Source organism: Helcococcus sueciensis DSM 17243, assembly GCF_000423145.1.
Lineage (GTDB): Bacteria > Bacillota > Clostridia > Tissierellales > Peptoniphilaceae > Helcococcus > Helcococcus sueciensis.
Map to the genome: position 1 here is coordinate 57,739 of NZ_AUHK01000007.1, position 21,034 is coordinate 78,772.

General features: G+C 27.0%; 17 protein-coding genes and 2 tRNA genes. 15 read left to right on the forward strand and 4 right to left on the reverse strand.

What is annotated here, in order from left to right; all coding sequences use genetic code 11:
• The first annotated feature begins 2 nt into the window (after nt 1–2).
• The 11 genes from G534_RS0103175 (at nt 3) to G534_RS0103225 (ending at nt 11,582) form a co-directional block, all read left to right on the forward strand.
• Nucleotides 3–1,106, forward strand: a complete 1,104-nt coding sequence (locus tag G534_RS0103175) for a tetratricopeptide repeat protein (RefSeq protein ID WP_027347837.1) — start codon at nt 3–5, stop codon at nt 1,104–1,106.
• A 1-nt stretch (nt 1,107) separates the two neighbouring features.
• Entirely contained in the window at nt 1,108–1,356 is a 249-nt protein-coding gene (locus tag G534_RS0103180) for a hypothetical protein (RefSeq protein WP_027347838.1), read from the forward strand.
• A 133-nt stretch (nt 1,357–1,489) separates the two neighbouring features.
• Complete coding sequence (locus G534_RS0103185; protein WP_027347839.1) at nt 1,490–2,227, forward strand: YwaF family protein; 738 nt, start codon at nt 1,490–1,492, stop codon at nt 2,225–2,227.
• A 22-nt stretch (nt 2,228–2,249) separates the two neighbouring features.
• Nucleotides 2,250–3,230, forward strand: coding sequence for a gluconeogenesis factor YvcK family protein (locus G534_RS0103190; RefSeq protein WP_027347840.1), 981 nt, complete (start codon nt 2,250–2,252; stop codon nt 3,228–3,230).
• A gap of 9 nt (nt 3,231–3,239) precedes the next feature.
• On the forward strand, nt 3,240–4,838 hold the full coding sequence (locus tag G534_RS0103195) for an ABC-F family ATP-binding cassette domain-containing protein (protein ID WP_027347841.1): 1,599 nt from the start codon (nt 3,240–3,242) through the stop codon (nt 4,836–4,838).
• Nucleotides 4,839–4,846: 8 nt separating this feature from the next.
• The gene (locus G534_RS0103200) at nt 4,847–5,416 is read left to right on the forward strand and encodes a DUF3783 domain-containing protein (protein ID WP_027347842.1); all 570 of its coding nucleotides are present in this window, start codon (nt 4,847–4,849) and stop codon (nt 5,414–5,416) included.
• 97 nt (nt 5,417–5,513) lie between these two features.
• On the forward strand, nt 5,514–6,365 hold the full coding sequence (gene cdaA / locus G534_RS0103205; RefSeq protein WP_027347843.1) for a diadenylate cyclase CdaA: 852 nt from the start codon (nt 5,514–5,516) through the stop codon (nt 6,363–6,365).
• A complete protein-coding gene (locus G534_RS0103210) occupies nt 6,334–7,539 on the forward strand; it encodes a CdaR family protein (RefSeq protein ID WP_027347844.1) in 1,206 nt (401 codons plus the stop codon). The genes cdaA and G534_RS0103210 overlap by 32 nt, the downstream gene beginning before the upstream one ends.
• Before the next feature lie 18 nt (nt 7,540–7,557).
• Nucleotides 7,558–9,039, forward strand: coding sequence for a glutamate--tRNA ligase (gene gltX / locus G534_RS0103215; protein WP_034595925.1), 1,482 nt, complete (start codon nt 7,558–7,560; stop codon nt 9,037–9,039).
• Nucleotides 9,040–9,177: 138 nt separating this feature from the next.
• Complete coding sequence (locus tag G534_RS0103220; RefSeq protein WP_027347846.1) at nt 9,178–9,894, forward strand: ABC transporter ATP-binding protein; 717 nt, start codon at nt 9,178–9,180, stop codon at nt 9,892–9,894.
• Nucleotides 9,891–11,582, forward strand: coding sequence for a putative ABC transporter permease subunit (locus G534_RS0103225; RefSeq protein WP_027347847.1), 1,692 nt, complete (start codon nt 9,891–9,893; stop codon nt 11,580–11,582). Before G534_RS0103220 ends, G534_RS0103225 begins: the two co-directional genes overlap by 4 nt.
• Nucleotides 11,583–11,634: 52 nt before the next feature.
• Here G534_RS0103225 and G534_RS07785 read toward each other — a convergent pair whose 3' ends face one another.
• Nucleotides 11,635–12,630, reverse strand: coding sequence for a GerMN domain-containing protein (locus tag G534_RS07785; RefSeq protein ID WP_051177403.1), 996 nt, complete (start codon nt 12,628–12,630; stop codon nt 11,635–11,637).
• Between the two features lie 163 nt (nt 12,631–12,793).
• Between G534_RS07785 and cysS the strand changes: the two genes are divergently transcribed.
• The gene (gene cysS, locus G534_RS0103235; RefSeq protein WP_027347848.1) at nt 12,794–14,185 is read left to right on the forward strand and encodes a cysteine--tRNA ligase; all 1,392 of its coding nucleotides are present in this window, start codon (nt 12,794–12,796) and stop codon (nt 14,183–14,185) included.
• 7 nt (nt 14,186–14,192) lie between these two features.
• The gene (gene rlmB, locus G534_RS0103240) at nt 14,193–14,930 is read left to right on the forward strand and encodes a 23S rRNA (guanosine(2251)-2'-O)-methyltransferase RlmB (RefSeq protein ID WP_027347849.1); all 738 of its coding nucleotides are present in this window, start codon (nt 14,193–14,195) and stop codon (nt 14,928–14,930) included.
• An 83-nt stretch (nt 14,931–15,013) separates the two neighbouring features.
• Here rlmB and G534_RS0103245 read toward each other — a convergent pair.
• Nucleotides 15,014–15,087: transfer RNA gene (locus G534_RS0103245), tRNA-Cys, on the reverse strand.
• 138 nt (nt 15,088–15,225) lie between these two features.
• Here G534_RS0103245 and G534_RS0103250 point away from each other — a divergent pair.
• Both G534_RS0103250 and G534_RS0103255 read left to right on the forward strand, forming a co-directional pair.
• Nucleotides 15,226–16,986, forward strand: coding sequence for an ABC transporter ATP-binding protein (locus G534_RS0103250; protein ID WP_027347850.1), 1,761 nt, complete (start codon nt 15,226–15,228; stop codon nt 16,984–16,986).
• A complete protein-coding gene (locus G534_RS0103255; protein ID WP_027347851.1) occupies nt 16,970–18,994 on the forward strand; it encodes an ABC transporter ATP-binding protein in 2,025 nt (674 codons plus the stop codon). The genes G534_RS0103250 and G534_RS0103255 overlap by 17 nt, the downstream gene beginning before the upstream one ends.
• A gap of 70 nt (nt 18,995–19,064) precedes the next feature.
• Here the strand turns inward: G534_RS0103255 and G534_RS0103260 are convergent.
• Nucleotides 19,065–19,140 (reverse strand) — tRNA-Lys (locus G534_RS0103260).
• A gap of 94 nt (nt 19,141–19,234) precedes the next feature.
• On the reverse strand, nt 19,235–20,728 hold the full coding sequence (locus tag G534_RS07790) for a family 20 glycosylhydrolase (protein WP_051177404.1): 1,494 nt from the start codon (nt 20,726–20,728) through the stop codon (nt 19,235–19,237).
• Nucleotides 20,729–21,034: the final 306 nt, after the last annotated feature.

Genomic DNA, 21,034 nt, shown 5'->3' on the forward strand with positions numbered 1-21,034 from the left:
TAATGAATCCAATTGAGAAATATTTTAGACAAAAAACAAATAAGTTGTCATATATAGAACTTAAAGACAATATTAATAAATATAATTCATTGGGGATATCTGATATCCCCTTACCAATTTTATTAGAAGAAATGGTAGATGGAATTACTACAAATAATTTCGATAATGAAATAAAAATGGAATATATTTTTAATGGAATTTTATTTAATATCGCAATTGACAATGAATTTTTATATATAAATGAATATAAAGAAATACTAAAAAAAGCTTTTGAAAATCCATCAAATTATGCCATGAAAAAGTCTGTGGAAAATATAGGTAAAGATATAGAAAAAGCTTTATTATATTCAAGAGCAGCTTTTATACTGGATGAAAAGAATGAACTTGCAGCATATAACTATGCATCTATGCTTTGGGGATTAGATGTATCAGAGGATGAGAGACATATATTTGTAGAAGAAGCTGTAAGAATTCTTCAAAGGATATTAAATTTCAATAATGAAAATCCTTTTGCAAATTTTGAGATGGGAAATATTTCAAAATCAACTGGTGAATATATAAAGGCGAATAGCTATTTCAAAAGAGCATTGGATAATACAGATAATGAAGAATTAAAAGAATCTATAAGAGATCAAATGCAAAAAGTAGCTCCTGATGTTGCTGTTGAAAATGCAATTTATTTAATTAACAAGATGAATTATAGTTCTGCAATTACAGAACTTATGGAAGCTAGAAAAAATTCATCAAGATTTGATATTCCTTATTATATAGCAATATCATATATGAATCAGGAAAATCCTGAAATGGCCGAAAGATATTTTGAAGAGGCTATAGATAAAGGTGCTGACTTTGCAACTTTATACACAGATTATATCTATGTAAAGTATATTTTAGAAAAGGATTTTGAAGCATTACAAATTGCAGATGAGGCTATTGAAAAATATCCTACTGAATTAAAACTTAGATATAATAGAGCAATCATAAATATATCACTAAAAAGATTTGATAAGGCAAATGAAGATTTTGATTTCATACTAGAATATTCAGATCTTTCAGATGAATTTTTCAATCAAATTATGAAAATAAAACATCAAATTGGAGAGTAATATGACTGTTGGAGAACTTATTTTAACAAATAAAGATAGATATACTAAAGTATATTTAATTAAAAATGACAAATTAACAAATGAAGCAGTATTTGTTAAAGCAGATGAAAAGTCCTTAGATGAGAAAACAATATTAATTGAAGCGAAAGATTATTTTATACTTGATAAAGAAGGTATTGATGAAATCTTTGGAAATTCTAAAGATTTAAATGTTAATGATGAGGACAAAGTTCTTCTTATAGGAATATAAAATATGATTGACAAATCTGTATATAATTTATAACATAAAGTATATAAGGGATTGGAAAAGTTTCAATCCCTTTTTGTTTGTAAATATAGATTAATATAAACTAAAAATTAATTTTTTATTTTATGGAGGAAAAATGAATTTTTTTAAATTTTTTATGAGGCCTGAGTTAGATTATACAACTATAACTCCATTTAGTCCTCTTCATATACTTGCACTAATTATTTTAATACCTTTTATCATATTTGCTGCAAGTTATAAGAATAAATCTGAGAAATCAAAATTAAAATTCAAAAAAATATTAGGATGGACGATGATAGTAACACAAACTGTAATTTACATATGGTTTGTTTGGTCAGGTACATTTACTATTCATGAATCCTTGCCAATGTATTCTTGTAGAGTGGTTATTTTATTCTTTATATATGATATATTTATAGGTAATAGCAATATTAAGAAAGTTTCTATATATTGGGGACTAATGGGTGGAATATTAGCGATGTCAGTTCCAGATATGTATCAGTATAAATTTCCACATATAACAAATTTTCATTTCTTTATATTCCATTATTGTTTGTTAATAGGAGCTGTTTTTTATATAGTAGCAGACCAAGTAAAATTAACATCTAAAGATTTATTATATGTATTGAAATTTACGCTAATATATAATTTAGGATTATTGATATTTAATTTATTATTATCAACTGCATATCCGACAGCAAATTATGGATTTTTAGTAAATCCACCAGCAGTACTTTCTAGTATTGTACCATTAAGTGGACCTATATATATGATTATTGCTCAATCATTGTATTTGATTTCAATAGTTGCAATGCATGGTGTATATTTATTGATAAGAAAAATATTTAAATAATATAAACTATATAGAGGTAGATATGAAGATTACTAAAATATGGCCAGAGCCTCATATCGTTGCTATTGGAGGTGGTAGTGGAATTTCCGCATTACTTCCAGGATTAAAAAAGATTACTAGTAAAATTACAGCGGTAATTACTGTGGCAGATGATGGTGGTTCAACTGGAAGATTAAGAGAAGATATGGGAATAATTGCCCCAGGAGATATTAGAAATTGCCTTGTAGCACTTGCGAATACAGATAAATATATGAAACAATTATTCGATTATAGATTCGCATCTGGTGATTTAGAAGGTCATAGTTTTGGAAATTTATTTATAGCTGCTATGTCAGATATTTATAAGGATTTTGGAAAAGCTGTATATAGAACAGGAGAAGTACTTTCAATTACTGGAAAAGTGTTACCTTTGACACTTGAAAATACAGATTTAATAGCTGAACTTGAAAATGGAGAAATGATTCGAGGTGAATCTAAAATTCCTGAAAAAGTTATAGAGTCAAAATCTAAGATAAAAAAAATAAAACTTGATCCAGAAGATATTGAGATTTTTGAAGATGCTAAAAAAGATATATTAGAAGCAGATATTGTAATATTTGGTCCAGGAAGTCTTTACACATCTTTAATACCAAATTTATTAGCAAAAGATATGGTTGATTTAATCTTACAATCAAGAGCTAAAGTCTATTATATAGTAAATGCTGTAACTCAAGAAGGAGAAACTACAGATTATAGTGTATACGACCATTATAAAGCTATTATTGATCATGCTGAAAAGAAATTTATAGACTCGATAATAGTAAATAAAAAGATACCAAAAGATGAGATTATTGGAAAATATCATAAAGTAAATTCAGACTTAGTAATATTAACGGATGAAGAAAGACGATATTTTGAAAAAGAAAATATTGAAATCATTGAAGATGATATAATTGAAATAAAAGACGGAAAGATTAGACATTATGCTGATAAAATAGCAAAAGTCTTATTCAATCATAATTAAGGAGTTAGTATGATTAATGTAAATGATTTAAGTTATATTCTTCCTGATAGAAAATTATTTGATGAAGTTGATTTGCAATTTACACCAGGTAATTGTTATGGAATTATAGGTGCAAATGGAGCAGGGAAATCAACATTTTTAAAGATTTTATCAGGAGAAATAGAACCAACTAGTGGTCATGTTTCGTACCAAGGTAATCTAAAACTTTCAAAATTAAATCAAGATCATTATGCATTTGAAGAAAATGAAGTTTTAGATACTGTTTTAATGGGAGACGAAGAGTTATATAAAATTGCTAAAGAAAAAGATGCAATTTATATGAAGGAAGATTTTAGTGATGAAGATGGAATAAAAGCTGCAGAGCTTGAAATTGAATTTGCAGAAAAAGGTGGATATGAATCAGAAGCTGAAGCATCTACACTTCTTCAAGGACTTGGAATTGAAGTTTCAAAGCATAATTTGCAAATGAAGGACTTAAAAGAATCTGATAAGATTAAAGTTTTATTAGCTCAAGCTTTATATGGTAAACCAGATGTATTGCTTCTTGACGAGCCGACAAATGGTATTGATTTAAAAGCTGTTTATTGGTTGCAAGAGTTTTTAATTAATTTTGAAGGAATAGTAATAGTAGTATCTCATGATAGATATTTCTTAAATGAAGTATGTACAGTAATGGTTGATATAGATTTTGCAAAAATCAGAATGTTTACAGGTAATTATGATTTTTGGTATGAATCTTCAAAATTAGCAGAAAAATTAGCTAAAGAAGAAAATAAAAAGAAGGAAGATCAAGTAAAATCATTAAAAGAATTTATTTCAAGATTCTCCGCAAATAAATCTAAATCAAAACAAGCTACATTTAGAAAGAAGTTATTAGAAAAAATAACTCTTGATGATATTAAACCATCATCAAGAAGATATCCATTTGTCGGATTTACACTATCAAGACAAGCTGGAAATGAAATTTTAACAGTAGAAAATTTAAATGTAGAACAAAATGGAAATCCATTAATCAAAAATTTAAGCTTTAGAGTTGAAAAAGAAGATAAAATAGGTTTCATAGGAAATGAAATAGCGATAACAAAATTGTTTGAAATTATTGCTAAAGAAGATGAAGAATACCAAGAAAATTTCAAATGGGGTCAGACAATTTCTAAAGAATATTTCCCAAAAGATAATACAGAATATTTTGAAAATGTAAATTTAAATCTTGTTGATTGGTTGAGACAATATTCAAAAGAAAAATCAGAACAATTTATACGTGGTTTCCTAGGGAAAATGTTATTTTCAGGGGATGAAGTATATAAAGATGCTTCAGTTCTTTCCGGGGGAGAAAAAGTTAGAATGATGTTTTCTAAAATAATGGTTGAACCATCAAATATGATTATTTTAGATCAACCAACAAATCATTTGGATTTAGAGTCAATTGAAGCAGTGAATAATGGTCTAATTAGCTATAAAGGAAATATAATGTTTACATCTCTTGACCATCAATTTGTGAACTCAATTGCAAATAGAATTATTGAAATATTTGATGATGGAACATATAGAGATGAAAAGATAACATATGATGAATATATTGAAAAATATTTAGTTAAAAAGGATTAAGGTATTTAATGGGAAAATTTATTGATACAGAAGAGCAAATAATTTTAATTTATGGTATTGAAGGAGAAAGATTAGAAATTTTACAAAAGGAAGCTAAAAAGAAAAATTTTAGAATAATTGAAGTTTCTCATGAGCATACTTTTTGTAAGGTAGAAGATTTAATATTTGAAGATTACAGCCATTGTTTAGTTGAAGACGCAAGCCCAATAGATATTGAGTTTTTACTATTTGTAAATATCATTAAAGATGATTTATATGGATTTATTAGAATCTTAAAAGATAATGGATTGTATTTTCCAAATAAGGCTATTCTTACACCTACAAGCAAAGAATGGAAACTGCGTAGACTTCTTGCAGAAAATAAGGAAGAACATGTTGTAATGACAATGTTTAGTAATCTTAGAAGAGCTATGAGAAAAGCTACTACAATAAAAGAAGAAAATAGACATGATGAAGAATTGATTGAAATCATGGAGCATGCACAACATTATTTAAATCCAAGAGAATTTGATTTTGATGAGATGAAATCAATACACAATAGACTTGCAAAAAAAGTAAATGAGATAGAAGGTGTCTAACAGTTTTAATTAAGAAATATTAAAAATTAAACTATATATTACAATTTTATATTGAATAAAAAATGTGATAAAATTAAATGTTGAAAGGTGGTGAAAAGTGGATTTTTTAAATGATTTAAAAATGATATTTTTAACTATACGAATTACTGATGTAATTGACGTATTGGTTATGACATTTATTTTATACAAAATAATATTGCTTGTGAAAGAGACAAGGGCTTTACAATTAGCTAAGGGATTGCTAATAATTTTTGTATTTTCAAAAATCGCACAAGGTCTTAGATTGTATACAGTTAATTGGTTAATTTCAAATATATTTACTGCGGGTATGATTTTAATTGTAGTAGTATTTCAACCTGAATTGAGAAGAATATTTGAAAAATTAGGTAGAACCAATGATTTATTCAAATCGATAACTAAGATAAGAAGTAATATAAATGATTACAAAACTGATGATATAGTAGGTGCAGTTGCTTCACTTGCAAGACAAAAAATAGGAGCTTTGATAGTTATTGAGCTTGAAATTCGTCTTACAGATATTGTAGAAACTGGAACTAAGCTTAATTCAGAATTATCTTCAGAATTATTAATTAATCTTTTCTTCCCAAATTCACCACTTCATGACGGGGCTGTTGTTATAAAAGAAGATAAAATTCTAGCAGCGGGATGCTTCTTACCACTTTCAGAGAATTATACAATTTCAAAAGAATTAGGTACAAGACATAGAGCTGCATTAGGTATGAGTGAAAAATCGGATGCATTTATAATAGTGGTTTCTGAGGAAACAGGAGTAATATCTACTGTTCATAATTCACAATTATCTAGAAATATCGACCCAGAAACTCTGAGAGAAATGATTAATAAATTATATATTGAAGAAGAAAATATATTAACAAGAAGAGTGAGAGGAGTAGATGATGGAAATACTGAAGAAAAACTGGAAAATTAAACTTCTTTCACTAATAATAGCTATATTCATGTGGTCATATATAATTGCAAGTACAAATCCATCAATACCAGTAAAATTATCATCGGTTCCAATTGTATTCGAAAATACAGAAGATTTGTCAGCAGACAATTTAATGATAGATTCAAATACTCAAAAAACTGTAGATATAACTTTAGTTGGTCAAAGAAATAGGATAATCAATATAACAAACTCGCATATTAGAGTTACTGCAGATTTTCAAGGATTAAAAGAGGGATTAAATAACGTTAGATTGAATTATATACTTCCTGATGGTATTAGTATTGAAGATTACCAAAATTCTATTGATGTTAATATAGAGAAAATTATTAATAGAGAATTTCCTGTAGAAATACAAAATGTAGGGAATCTTCCTGAAGATTATATGCTTGAATCAAGACAAGTAATCCCTAATAGTATTACTATTAGAGGTCCGAGATCAAATATTGATAGAATATCAAAAGTGGTTACTGATTTAGATTTATCAAATCTTCAAGAAAATATCAATATTAATAAAGATGTGAGAGCAATAGATGAAAAAGGTGAAACTATAGATAAGTTAACCTATGGCCAAGATTTTGTTAATATAGTAGCTGTAGTAAACAAACAAAAAGAAGTTACGATTAATAAAAATATTGTAGGCGAAATTGATGATAATTATAAGATTGATAGTGCTGAATTAAATAAATCAACAGTATTGATTAAAGGACCAAAAGAAGCTATAGATAAGATTAATTCGATTGAAACGCAAGATATTAATATTGAAAAATTAACTCAATCAAAAACGGTGCCTATAAAATTTATATTGCCATCAGATATATCTTTAGTTTCCAATGAGTCAGATTATTCAATAAATTTAGTTGTTCACAAAAAAATAAACAAAACACTTGAAATACCAAAAAATCAAATTGAAGTATTAAATAAACCGCAAAATAAGAATGTGGTTATAAACTCAAATACTATAAAAATAAACCTCATAGGTTTCCAGGATGATTTGGATAAGATTAAAACTGAAAATATTAAATTAATTGTAGATTTAAAAAACAAAGAGTCAGGTACATCACATATTAGACCATCAGTTAAATTGGATGGGATTAATATAAAACCTGAACTAATACAAAGTTTAGATAATGTAAGTATTACTTTAACTGAATAATGAGTAAATGGAGGAATCGTGTCAGAAGAAATTAGAGTAAGATTTGCACCATCTCCAACAGGATATGTGCATATAGGTGGCTTAAGAACTGCTTTATATAATTATTTATTTGCCAGACATAATGGCGGAAAGTTCATTTTAAGAATTGAAGATACAGATAGAACAAGATATGTGGAAGGGGCATTAGAAAACTTAATTAATGTCATGCAATGGGCAGGTCTTGAATATGATGAAGGTGTATTTTTAGATGAAAATAATCAAGTTATTGAAAAGGGACCATATGGTCCATATATCCAATCTGAGAGAGTAAAAGAAGGTGTCTATAAAGAATATATTCAAAAACTCTTAGATGAAGATAAAGCATATTATTGCTTCTGTTCTCAAGAAAGATTAGATAATTTAAGAGAACAACAAAAAGCAGATGGTTTAATGCCAAGATATGATGGGCTGTGTAGAGGGATTTCAAGAGAAGAAGCTGAAGAAAGAGTAAAAGCTGGCGAAGAACATGTAGTTAGAATTAAATTACCAGCAAATAAAGATATTCATTTCAAAGATGCTATTAAAGGAAATTTATCTATAAATACTTCAGATATGGATGATCAAGTTTTAATGAAATCTGATGGATTCCCAACTTATCATTTTGCTGTAGTTGTAGATGATCATTTAATGAAAATCACACATGTAGTTCGTGGTGATGAATGGGTATCATCCACACCAAAACATGTATATCTATATGAAGCATTTGGATGGGAAGCACCTACATTTGTTCATCTTCCAACAGTTTTAGGTAAAGATAAGAAAAAATTATCTAAGAGAAATGCAGATGTTTCTGTTGAAGACTTCAAGAAAAAAGGTTATTTAAGAGATGCTTTAATTAATTATATTGCACTTGTTGGATGGTCTCCAGATTCAAATCAAGAAATACTTTCTCATGATGAACTTATACAACAGTTTTCATTTGATAGAGTTTCAAAATCTGGTGGAGTATTTGACGAACAAAAACTTGATTGGGTAAATAGTCAATATATAAAGGAAATGTCAGATGAAGATTTAGCTTCTGAAATAAAACCATATCTATTAGATGCAGGATTGATTGATGAAAATGTAGAAGAAGAAACAATAAATGAATTAGCATCTACATTTAAGACAGCATTGAATAGATTTTCTGAAATTACATCACTTGCAGGATTTATATTTGAGAATTTTGAAGATAAAAACTTCTATAGTGAAGTTTTTCAAAATCTTGAAAGTGAAGAAGCTCATACTGTTTTAAAGACATTAAAAAATATTCTTGAAAATGAAGAAATGAATGAAGAACTTGCAAAAACAATTATGAAAAAAGTTCAAAAAGAAACAGGTATAAAAGGAAAATCATTATTTTTCCCAGTTCGTTCAGCTTTAACAGGATCAGAACACGGTCCAGAAATGCTTCATATATTTATGATATTAGGAAATAAAGGTATCATAGATAGAATTAATTTTGTACTTGATAATTTTTAATAATAATTGAGAAAAATGGGATTTATTAAATCTCATTTTTTTTATAAGAATTTGTTAATTGTAAAAAAACAAAAAATACGATATTATAAGCCTATAGATTATTTTATAACAATCTTATAACTATTTAGGAGACAATTGATGATAAAAGTAAGTAATTTAAGCAAAAAATATGATAAAAAACTAGCTGTAAATAGTATTAGTTTTGAAATAAGGGATGGAGAGATACTAGGATTTTTAGGACCAAATGGTTCTGGTAAAACCACTACATTAAATATGTTAGTAGGATTAATTAATTCAACTAGTGGTAGTGCTGAAATAGATGGAATTAACATGCTTGAAAATTCTATTGAAGCTAAGAAAAAGATAGCATTTTTACCAGATAATCCTGAGATTTTTGAAGATATGACAGGAAGAAAATTTGTATATTTTGTTTCAAATATTTATGACGTGTCTAAAGAAGATAGAGACAAAAGACTTACAGAGCTTGCAGATATGTTTGGGATAACTGATGATTTAGATACTATGATTTCAGGATATTCTCATGGTATGAAGCAAAAAATAGCACTTATTTCAGCTTTAATTCATGATCCTGAGGTATTGATGCTTGATGAACCAATGGTGGGACTTGATCCACAAGCTGCATACAATTTAAAAGAACTAATGCGTGAAAGGACTCAGCGTGGTAAATCTGTATTCTTTTCATCACATGTCATGGACGTTGTAGAAAAAATAGTAGATAGAATAATTATAATTAAAAAAGGGGAATTAATATTCCAAGGTACAATTGAAGAATTGAAGTCATTACAATCTTATGAGGGAGATTTAGAAAAACTATTCTTGGAGATGACAAAATGATGAATGTTATAGAAATAATAAAAAGAGATCTTGGCTTTTATTCTGATTTTAAAGCAATAATGAAAAATAAAAAGACGAGAAATAAATTTTTTGCAAAAATATTTTTATATGTATTAGGCATATTTTATGTAGTACTTTTTATGACATATATGCTTGGTTCATTTGATATATTTAAATCTCAAGGTAAAGAAACCCAATTCTTGATGATGGGATTTTCACCTTTTATAATGATGACTATATTTTTTGTCACACCATTTATAATTAGTAAAATATATTTTTCAAATGAAATGAAGATATTGCTTAGATTACCTATTAAGCATGAAGATTTATTATTAAGTAGGATTATCTATTTAATAGGATCCGCATTGACTTTTTCTGTAGTAATTACTATTCCTGTATTAATAAAATATGGAATTGGGATGAATAAGGGAGTATTGTTTTATTTAGGTGGATTACTATCAATAATTCTTTTATCGGTAATTACCGTAGATATTTTGTCAATATTTGTAATATTTATCATGAAATATATAAATAGAAGTACAAGATTAAAAAGTATATTAAAATATATTTCATATGTATTATTCTTTGTGTTATTTATTGGATTTCAATTAATAATACAATCAGATTCATTTATTGAAGGTGGAAATGAAATAATTGGAAAAGCAGGAAATTACTCAGGATCTTTGGCAAATTATTTACCACATTTAAAAATGGTTCAAATAGCTTTAACAACTAATTCAATTGTTGTGAGTCTACTATATATGCTTGGATTAATAGTATTATCTGTATTACTTACATATATATTAATAAAGTTATTTTCAAATATGATGATTGAGGGAGTATTATCTGCAAATACAATACAAAACAAGAAAATAAAAACAAAAGATGTAACGAGATCAACTCTTATGGAAATCGCAATAAAAGATTTTAAAAATATTATAAAAAACGGAATGTATGCTGTAAATAAATTATTTTTTGGATTAATTATGATTATATTTATGGTAGTACCAGTTATCATGCAAATAAGTGAGGAAGGTGTAAGTATTTCGGATATATTGGATAAGATTTATATGGGTTATGATATGATAATTAATATTTTCTATAGTCCTGTGATGGCGACCATATCACTATCAATATTAATTACTATAGTAGTTACCACATTTATAGCATCTGGATCAGAAATTACATCTACTACATTTTCAAGAGAAGGAAAAAATCTTTGGATGATGAAGATATTTCCTATAAAGACGGATGATCAATTACTAGGAAGAATATTAGCATCTACTGTTATTATAATGATAGCTTCAGCTCCTATTCTCTTAATAATGCTATTCATAATAAGATTTCAATTATTAGCGGTAATTACAGTATTAATTACAAATATTGTTGTAGCTATGTCTATGAGCGCAATTACATTAATAATAGGAATATTATTTGTAAAGGCAGATTGGGATAATCCTCAAGAAGCTATTAAGGGATTTCAGGGAATGATAGTTTTAGTTATAGCAATTTTATTATTATTTTTAATGGTATTTATACCGAGTCAATATATTGATTTCGAGAATATATCAAACAATATATTATATATACCATTTGCTCAATTATTTGCAATGATTATTTTGGGACTAATATCCTATTATATCAATAGAAAATTGTATGAAAAACGTGTTAGAATAATGGGAAATTAAATATAAAAACATCTGCTTTTATATTAAAAGCAGATGTTTTATTTATTATCAATTATTTAAATCTAATATTTATATCAACATGTCCAAATTCACTACCATCTTTTGCACTGATAGCAAATAATTGTAATTTTCCTTTATCAGAATTTGGAGTTTTAAAATCTATTGTGAAATCAAAATCAGCTCTAGTTAATCCATTTAACTTACCATTTACGTAGTGTTCAGATATAATATTTCCGTTCTCATCATAGAGTCTGTAATTCATAGTGTTTTCAAATAGGCTCATACTTCCTTTTATAGAAGTTTTATTAGTTAATAAATCATTTTCTTTTATATTAGTTACCCAAATAGAAGGCTCATATACTGAGTCTAAATTTCTATTAAGTTTTAGATCTGTAATATCAACATGTCCCCAAAGATTACCAGCTTCTTTTCCTTCTACTAAAATTTTAACTTGATTAATAGTGTTAAACTCAGTTAAGGTATTTGTAATAGCTTGAATAGATACCGCTTCAAGAGAATGTCCTGCATTGAAAGCTTTAATTTCTTTACTAAAGTCTACTGTAGCTATTCCGTCATTAATTGAAATTCCAAGTACTTTTGTATCTTCAGGAATAGGTCTCACAGCATCTTTATCTTTGATTTTAGCATTTATTAAAAGTTCTAAAGCTTTTCTCGCTACTGCTTCAGTTTTAGGGGTTTCGTGAATTTCTCTTTTAAGATAAAAATCCTTCCCATTATCTTTCACAAAATATAAAGCTATTTGCATCATATCATTTGAATTTTCAGATTTAATCTGAGTTTCTTTTTCAGATTCAATTTGAGTTTCTTTTTCAGATTCAACTTTATTTTCTTTTTCAGATTCAACTTTATTTTCTTTTTCAGATTCAACTTTATTTTCTTTTTCAGATTCAACTTTATTTTCTTTTTCTGTTTCTTGTTGATTGGTTTCAATTATTGTTTCTCTATTAGTTTCGATTGTTGTTTCATCAACTTTAGAATTACAAGACACCAATATTAAAACGAATAATAATAGGATTATCTTTTTCATATTTCCTCCTGTATTAAACAATACACTTTATTTTTATTATAACATACTTAATAGTTATGATTAAATAAAAGATGGTATAGAAATCAATCTATAATTTATTAATTTAATTTTTGGCAAATATTTTAGATCTAATATATATGCTATAATTATTATGAGGTATATTATGAAAATTTATAACACACTTACAAGAAAAAAAGAAGAATTTAAGACTATAGAAAAAAATAAAGTAAAGATGTATGTATGTGGTCCGACTGTATACAACTATATTCATATAGGGAATGCACGACCACTTGTTTTTTTTGATACTTTGAGAAGATACTTCGAGTATAAAAATTATGAAGTAGCATTTGTAATGAATATTACAGATATTGATGATAAAATAATTAATCGTGCAATTGAAGAAAATGTAGACTTTAGAGAAATAACTAAAAAATATTCTAAGGCTTTTTTAGATAACGCTAAAAGTTTAAATGTAGATGTAGACAAAATCATAAAATCAAAAGCTACAGATTATATAGATAAAATGATTACTTTTATAAAAGAGCTTGAAAATAAAGATGCAGCTTATGATACTGATACTACTGTTTATTTCAATATAGATAGTGCAAAAGATTATGGAAAATTATCAAAGAAAAATATAGATGATTTGAAAGCTGGTTCAAGGGTAGAAATAGATAAATCTAAAAGGAATCCTTTAGATTTTGCTTTATGGAAAAAACAAAAAAATGAAAATGAACCTGCTTGGGATAGCCCATGGGGTAAAGGAAGACCAGGATGGCATATTGAATGCTCAACAATGGCAAATAATATTTTAGGAGATACTATAGATATTCATGGTGGCGGAGAAGATTTACAATTTCCACATCATGAAAATGAAATAGCACAATCAGAAACTCTTAATGGAAAGCCTTTTGCAAATTATTGGATGCATAATTCAATGATTACTGTTGATAAAGAGAAAATGAGTAAATCATTAGGTAATTTCTTTACAATTCATGATATAGAAAAAGAGTATGATTTGATAATTGTACGTATGTGGTTAATCTCTGGACATTATAGAACTCCGCTTGATTTTTCTAAAGAAAATCTTGATGCAATCAAAAATGGGTACAATAGACTTCAAAATTCATTTGAAGATTTGGAAAGAAATATTGATTATTCTACAAATAATTCAGAATTGAATAATGAAGTAAAATCAGAGATAGATAAATTTGTTATTGAATTTGAAAATGCAATGGATGATGATTTTAATACTTCAAATGCACTAACAAGTATTTATGAACTTGCAAGATATATAAATTCTAATTTTAATAATAAATCTTCAACAAAAGATATGATTTATGCGAAAGAAAAATTTTCTACACTTTTAGATGTTTTAGGAATAAGCTTTGTAAAAGAAAATCTAGATGAAGAAATTGAAAACTTAATCGAAGAAAGAACTAATGCAAGAAAAGAAAAAGATTTTAAAAAAGCTGATGAAATAAGAGATAAATTACATCAAATGGGAATAGAGCTTAAAGACACTCCAACAGGAGTAGTTTGGAAGAGAGTTTGAGGTTAATATGTCAGATTTAATATTTGGAAGAAATTCTGTATTTGAATATTTAGAAAATATGAATGATTTTGAGAAGTTATATATTCAAAAGGAAATAAAAAATGAAAAATTTAATAAAATTATTAAAATAGCTAAGAAAAAAAATTTGAATATAGAATATATAGATAAGAAAAAACTCGATAAACTTTCAAATTTTCAAAATCATCAAGGTGTTTTACTCCTAGCAAAAGACTATAAATACTATACTTTAGAAGAAATATTAGATTATGGAGAAAAACAAAATAAAGATCCATTGATAATTATACTTGATGAAATAACGGATCCTCACAATCTAGGAGCTATTATAAGAACGTCAGAAGCTGCTGGAGCAACAGGTGTAATAATTCCAAAACATAGAGCAGCATCTGTAAATCATACAGTTCACAAAACATCTGCAGGAGCTACGAGTTTTATGAGAGTTTGTATGGTTACAAATATTAATCAAACAATTGATACTCTTAAAGATAGAGGATATTGGATTTATGGAGCAGATGGTCATACAGATAAATATTATGACGAAATAGATTATGCTGGAAAAATTGGTATAGTTATAGGAAATGAAGGTAAGGGTATTTCAAGACTTACTAAAGAAAAATGTGATGATTTGGTTAAAATTCCTATGTATGGAAAGACAGAATCATTAAACGCTTCAACATCAGCAGCAATAATAATTTATGGTATAATAAATCAAAGAAAAAATGGATAATATCAAATTTTAAAGAATTTGATGATAAAATAAACATTTAAAATAAAAAAGTGAATCAGAAATAACACTGATTCACTTTATATTGGAGGCGGCAACCGGATTTGAACCGGTGATCGAGGTGTTGCAGACCTATGCCTTACCACTTGGCTATGCCGCCATATAAGATACTTATCAATTATATAAAATATTTAAGATAAAATCAAGCTTTGTATATTAAAACAATGCTTGATTTTATAAAATTTCAAATTTAGCCAAGTGTTTAATATATCCAGCTATGCTGGGGAATGGAGTTAATATGATAAAAATAATAAAAAGATTAGAGGCTAGGGAATATTCTATCTTACTTGCTGTTGGAATATTGATATTTGGACAAGCCTATTTTGAACTTTTAATTCCAGATTTTATGTCAGAAGTTACAAGACTTGTACAAACTCCTGGAAGTAATATAAATGAAATTTTAATAAATGGTATATACATGTTATCAGCTGCCTTTGCAGCTTTAGCCTTAGCAGTAATCTCTGGATACTTAATTGCGAAATTTTCATCAAAAGTAGCAAATAACTTGAGATATTTACTTTTTAATAAAATTCAAAATTTATCGCAAGAAGATATAGATAAATTTACACCCGCAAGTTTAATAACAAGAACTACAAATGATATCACTCAAGTAGAGATGTTTATGGGATTTGGTATAAATGTATTTTTTAGATCTCCAATACTTGCAATTTGGGCATTAACTAAAATTTCAGGCAAAGGAATAGAGTGGACATTAGCTACTGCTGTAGCTGTAGCAGTTGTCATAATTTCAGTAATTTTATTAACTGTTTTTGTTATGCCAAAATATGAAAAAGTACAGAAAAATATTGATAGTTTAAATGAAGTTACTAGAGAGAATATTACTGGAATTCGTGTAGTAAGAGCATTTAATGCTGAAAAGTATCAACAAAAGAAAACGAAAAAAGTAAATGATGAATTAACAAGACTTTTAAAATTCACACAAAAATCATTTGCTATTACACAACCTTTAATGATGTTTGTTATGAATATTTTAACACTTGCTATTTATCTAATAGGTTCACAAATGATAAGTGTAAGAACTTTACCAGATAAAATTACTGTTTTCGGCGATATGATTGTATTCTCAGCATATGCTATTCAAATATTAATGGCATTTTTAATGATGGCTATTATTTTAGTGGTATATACTAGATCTGCAATATCCTTAAGAAGGATAAATGAAGTACTAGATTCTGAAATATCCGTAATTGAAGGTGCAGTTGATGCTGATTATAAAACACAAAATATAGAATTTAATAATGTATCATTCAAATATCCAGACGCTCAAGAATATGTGCTTAAAGATATATCATTTAGCGCAGATAAAGGAGATACGGTTGCTATTATAGGTCAAACAGGTTCTGGAAAATCAACTATTGCTAAACTAATTACTAGATTTTATGAAGTTACTGATGGAGAAATATTAATAGATAGTGTAGACATTAGAGAATTTACTGAAAAATCATTAAATAATAAATTAGGATATGTTCCACAAAGGGCAGTGCTTTTTAATATGTCTGTTGAAGATAATATAAAATTTGGAGAAAGTCATTATCAAAAAACATTTGATGATGTTAAAAATGCAATAGAAGTAGCCCAAGCAAAAGATTTTGTAGAAGAAATGGATGATAAATATAATAATATGATATCAAGGGGTGGAACAAATGTTTCCGGTGGACAAAAACAAAGACTTTCTATAGCAAGAGCTATTGCAAGAAAACCAGAAATATTTATTTTCGATGATACATTTTCTGCTTTAGATTTTAAAACAGAATCAACTTTAAGAAAAGCATTAGAAGAAAATACTAAAAATGCAATTACAATATTAATTTCATCTAGAGTAGGTTCGATTCTAAATGCTGATAAAATAATTCTTTTAGATGATGGAAAAGTGGTAGCTAAAGGAACACATAAAGAACTTTGGGAAACAAGTAATTTATATAGAGAAATCGCTTTATCACAATTGTCAGAGGAGGAATTAAATGCAAAAACAAGATAAAAAAAGAGTTAATATATTTAAATCCTTCGCCAAAAATATTGCTCAAATTAAGGAATATAAAGGTTTACTAATAATAGCTTTATCACTTGCGATAGTTTCTGCAATTTTAACTACATCAGCTCCAAATCAATTATCAAAATTAACAGATGAAATTTCTTCTTCTCTAAATATAGATAATAAAAAAATGGAAGATTTAAGTAAAGTAATATTTTCTAATTTACAATTAGAAAAGCCTGGAGAAATAGAATATAAAGGAACTAAAATCACTTTAGAAAATCAACAGAAATATCTTGAAGTTATGAAAAAATTTCAAGATGTTGATAAAGATAATATAGATAAATCAGATGTTCCAGAGGAACAACAACAAGAACTTTTAGATATTTATCGTGAACTACCTGAAGATATTACAGAAATTATTGAACCAAAAATAAATCTTGATAAAATATGGAAAATTGCTACAATAATAGCTCTAATATATATATTATCTATGATTGCAAATTTTGTTTCAGCGATTCTAATTTCAGAGATAGTCAATAATTATGCGAATAAATTACGAAATAATGTTTCTAATAAAATGAATAAATTACCTTTAAATTATTTTGATCAAAATAAAGTAGGGGACATTCTATCTAGAATGACAAATGATGTTGATACTATAGCTCAAAGTTTAAATGATTCAATTGGCTCTATAACTATATCAATTGCTCTTTTAATCGGTTCAGTTGTAATGATGATATATACGAATATTTTACTTACTATAGTTGCAGTGCTTTCTTCATTGTTAGGATTTTTGGCTACAGGTCTTATACTTTCAAAGTCTCAAAAATTCTTTACTGAAAGACAAAAGCAATTGGGAAATCTTAATGGTCATATAGAGGAAATGGTTTCTGGTCTAGAAATTATAAAAGTTTATAATGCAAAAGATGAATCTATGAATACATTTAATGATTTAAATGATAAATTTTATGATGCTTCATTAAAATCAAAATTTCTGTCAGGATTGATACCACCACTAATGACTTTTATAGGTAATTTTGGATATCTAGCTGTATCGATAGTAGGAGCTATACTTGCTACTAAGGATATAATTACTTTTGGGGTAATTGTTGCATTTATGATTTATGTAAGAACATTTACAAATTCTCTTACTTCAATGGCTCAAGTATCATCTTCAATTCAATCATCATCTGCAGCATCAGATCGTGTATTTGAGTTTTTAGAAGAAAAAGAGCTTCCAAAAGAAGAGAATATGAAATATTTAGATCCGATTAAAGTAAAAGGAGAAATAGAATTTGAAGAAGTTGTATTTCAATATCCTACAAATGATAAACCTACAATTAAAGGTTTTTCTGCAAAAGCTCTACCTGGACAAAAGATAGCTATTGTTGGTCCTACAGGTGCAGGGAAATCTACTATGGTAAATCTTTTGATGAAATTCTATGAAATAAGTGATGGAGATATAAAAATTGATGGTGTTTCAATAAAAGATATTTCTAGAGAAAATATACACCAATTGTTTACAATGATACTGCAAGATACTTGGCTATTTCATGGAACAATTAGAGAAAATATTGTGTATAATATGGAAAATATAAATGATTCAGAGCTTAAAACATTAGCGCAATTTATTGGATTGGAGCATTTTATTAAAACATTACCAGAAGGATTTGATACAGTAATTAAAGATTCTGATTCAGTTTCAGCTGGTCAAAGACAATTATTGACAATAGCTCGTGGTATGCTCAAAAATGCACCATTTTTAATACTTGATGAAGCGACTTCTAATGTAGATACTCGTACAGAAGAAGTAATTCAAGAAGCGATGGATAAATTAATGGTAGGTAAAACGTCATTTATCATAGCGCATAGACTTTCAACAATTATAAATTCTGATTTAATATTAGTTATGAATGAGGGGAATATAATAGAACAAGGAACTCATGAAGAACTTTTAGATAAAAATGGATTTTATGCAGAACTGTATAATTCTCAATTTAGTTTAGATTAATAAATATTGATTTTTGAATATATATAAGAAAAAAACACTCTAAAAAATTTAGAGTGTTTTTTATATTTGTTGGTGCTCGATCAGGGATTCGAACCCTGGGCCCACAGATTAAGAGTCTGCTGCTCTACCGACTGAGCTAATCGAGCTGACAATGATTATTATACTCCCATAAGAATCTATTGTCAATATTTATTTTAACAAGAATAATTACAACAAATATATATATTAATTTTAATGAAATTAATTCATCTTAAATAAAGGGACTAAATTTTCAATATTTTCAACGATATAATTTGAATTACTCTTATTTACATCGTAGGTAATTAGAGAAAAAACAATAAATTCCTTAATTATATCTTCAAATACTTTATCTTCACTTGCAATATTTTGATTATCACACCATATTGAAATGCTAGAACCTTTGATTAGTGGACTTTTATCATCAAGGGTAGTTCCGCTGAATTTACCAGGACTCCATTCATTAAATATTTTTTTGTAAGCATTTTTAAAATTCCACGAATGCATAGGACGTCCATCCTCAGGAATATCTTCTCTCAATACATAGTATAAATAATCAGAATTTGAATTATAAATATTTTTATAATCTTTATTAATAAATGTATCTAAAGGAGCGACATTTTTAGTCCAGGACATTATACACCAATAATCAATATTTATATCTTTTGAAGGTTCGATTAACTGTTTAGGAATATCTGGATTGTTTTCTCCGTAAAATATACCATCATTCCAAATACGAACTTTTTTAGAGTGGGATGTAAATAATTCATATATATCATTTATATATCCAACAAAGGCATCTTTCCAAGAATATTTTTCTCCATATTTTTCTTTAGCAAAATTATCAAGCACAGGTTGATATTCATTTATAAATTCGTTTTTATGGAATTCCATAAATTCATCACCACCAATATGAAATTCTTCTTGTTCATCAAAAATGGATAAATGCTCTAAATATAAGGATTTTATAAAATCTATAGCTTTGTGTGATGTGATATCAAGAGCTATTTTTGAAGGGTTTCCATTAATAGATTTTAATGCGAATTCAGGATGAATATTTAATATATGGTCCACGTGACCTGGAGTATCAAAAGAGGGGATTATTTTAATACTTAGATTTTTAGCATGTTCAAGAATTTCTGAAACATCATTAAATGTTAAATAGCCATCTTTTGAAACTATTTCAGGTGCAATATTTGATTCAATTCTATAACCTCTATTATCAGAGAAATGGAAATTTAGAGTGTTCAAGTTTAAATCAGACATAAAATCAAGTAAATTAATTATCCAATCTTTAGTGAAGAACTTTCTTCCACAATCCAGATGTACTCTACGTTCCATTATGTCAGGAAAGTCTATTATTTCATATTCATAAAAAGATTTATTGAGAATGGCATTATATATTAAATTTGTAAAAGCAGAAATCAATCCACGAGAATTTTTAGCAATAATTTCTATAGAATTAATTTTTGAATTAATATAATATACTTCGCTATTTTCAATATTATCAAAATGATTACTTTCATCTATTTTTAACGATACTATTAGTTTTTCTTTTTTATCATAAATATCTAATCCAAAATAATTAGTATATTTTTTATATAATCTATCAATTACACTATTTAATTTCTTATCTTCATAATTAACTATCAAATTAGAAACTTCAAATGAACTACCTTGAGAAATTATTTTTTTAGGTCTGTTAATATAAAACATAAATCCTCCTCGTATAATATAGTTGTAGTAATAAATACTACATTTTATTCTAAATCCCACTTTCTTATGGGATAATGATTGTATAGATAGAGGTCGTAGCTTTCCTCCTTGAAGCTTGTCTTCCTAATTAAGGGTTACGCCTCTACTTTACGTCCTTATTAGTATGAGCTGGATAGCACATTTCGTTGCTGTATATCTAACGAGGTTTGATTGTCGTAAAGTTCTTGAGGGTCCTTTCTCTATCTAAATTTATATTAAAGCTAGGTGATTTTATGTTTTACATTGGTGTTGATATTGCAAAGAATA

What these genes read in the sequence shown, in the direction of transcription:
- G534_RS0103175 (WP_027347837.1), top strand. Translation starts at nt 3, where the DNA reads ATGAATCCAATTGAGAAATATTTTAGACAAAAAACAAATAAGTTGTCA.
- G534_RS0103180 (WP_027347838.1), top strand. Translation starts at nt 1,108, where the DNA reads ATGACTGTTGGAGAACTTATTTTAACAAATAAAGATAGATATACTAAA.
- G534_RS0103185 (WP_027347839.1), top strand. Translation starts at nt 1,490, where the DNA reads ATGAATTTTTTTAAATTTTTTATGAGGCCTGAGTTAGATTATACAACT.
- G534_RS0103190 (WP_027347840.1), top strand. Translation starts at nt 2,250, where the DNA reads ATGAAGATTACTAAAATATGGCCAGAGCCTCATATCGTTGCTATTGGA.
- G534_RS0103195 (WP_027347841.1), top strand. Translation starts at nt 3,240, where the DNA reads ATGATTAATGTAAATGATTTAAGTTATATTCTTCCTGATAGAAAATTA.
- G534_RS0103200 (WP_027347842.1), top strand. Translation starts at nt 4,847, where the DNA reads ATGGGAAAATTTATTGATACAGAAGAGCAAATAATTTTAATTTATGGT.
- G534_RS0103210 (WP_027347844.1), top strand. Translation starts at nt 6,334, where the DNA reads ATGGAAATACTGAAGAAAAACTGGAAAATTAAACTTCTTTCACTAATA.
- G534_RS0103220 (WP_027347846.1), top strand. Translation starts at nt 9,178, where the DNA reads ATGATAAAAGTAAGTAATTTAAGCAAAAAATATGATAAAAAACTAGCT.
- G534_RS0103225 (WP_027347847.1), top strand. Translation starts at nt 9,891, where the DNA reads ATGATGAATGTTATAGAAATAATAAAAAGAGATCTTGGCTTTTATTCT.
- G534_RS07785 (WP_051177403.1), bottom strand. Translation starts at nt 12,630, where the DNA reads ATGAAAAAGATAATCCTATTATTATTCGTTTTAATATTGGTGTCTTGT.
- cysS (WP_027347848.1), top strand. Translation starts at nt 12,794, where the DNA reads ATGAAAATTTATAACACACTTACAAGAAAAAAAGAAGAATTTAAGACT.
- rlmB (WP_027347849.1), top strand. Translation starts at nt 14,193, where the DNA reads ATGTCAGATTTAATATTTGGAAGAAATTCTGTATTTGAATATTTAGAA.
- G534_RS0103250 (WP_027347850.1), top strand. Translation starts at nt 15,226, where the DNA reads ATGATAAAAATAATAAAAAGATTAGAGGCTAGGGAATATTCTATCTTA.
- G534_RS0103255 (WP_027347851.1), top strand. Translation starts at nt 16,970, where the DNA reads ATGCAAAAACAAGATAAAAAAAGAGTTAATATATTTAAATCCTTCGCC.
- G534_RS07790 (WP_051177404.1), bottom strand. Translation starts at nt 20,728, where the DNA reads ATGTTTTATATTAACAGACCTAAAAAAATAATTTCTCAAGGTAGTTCA.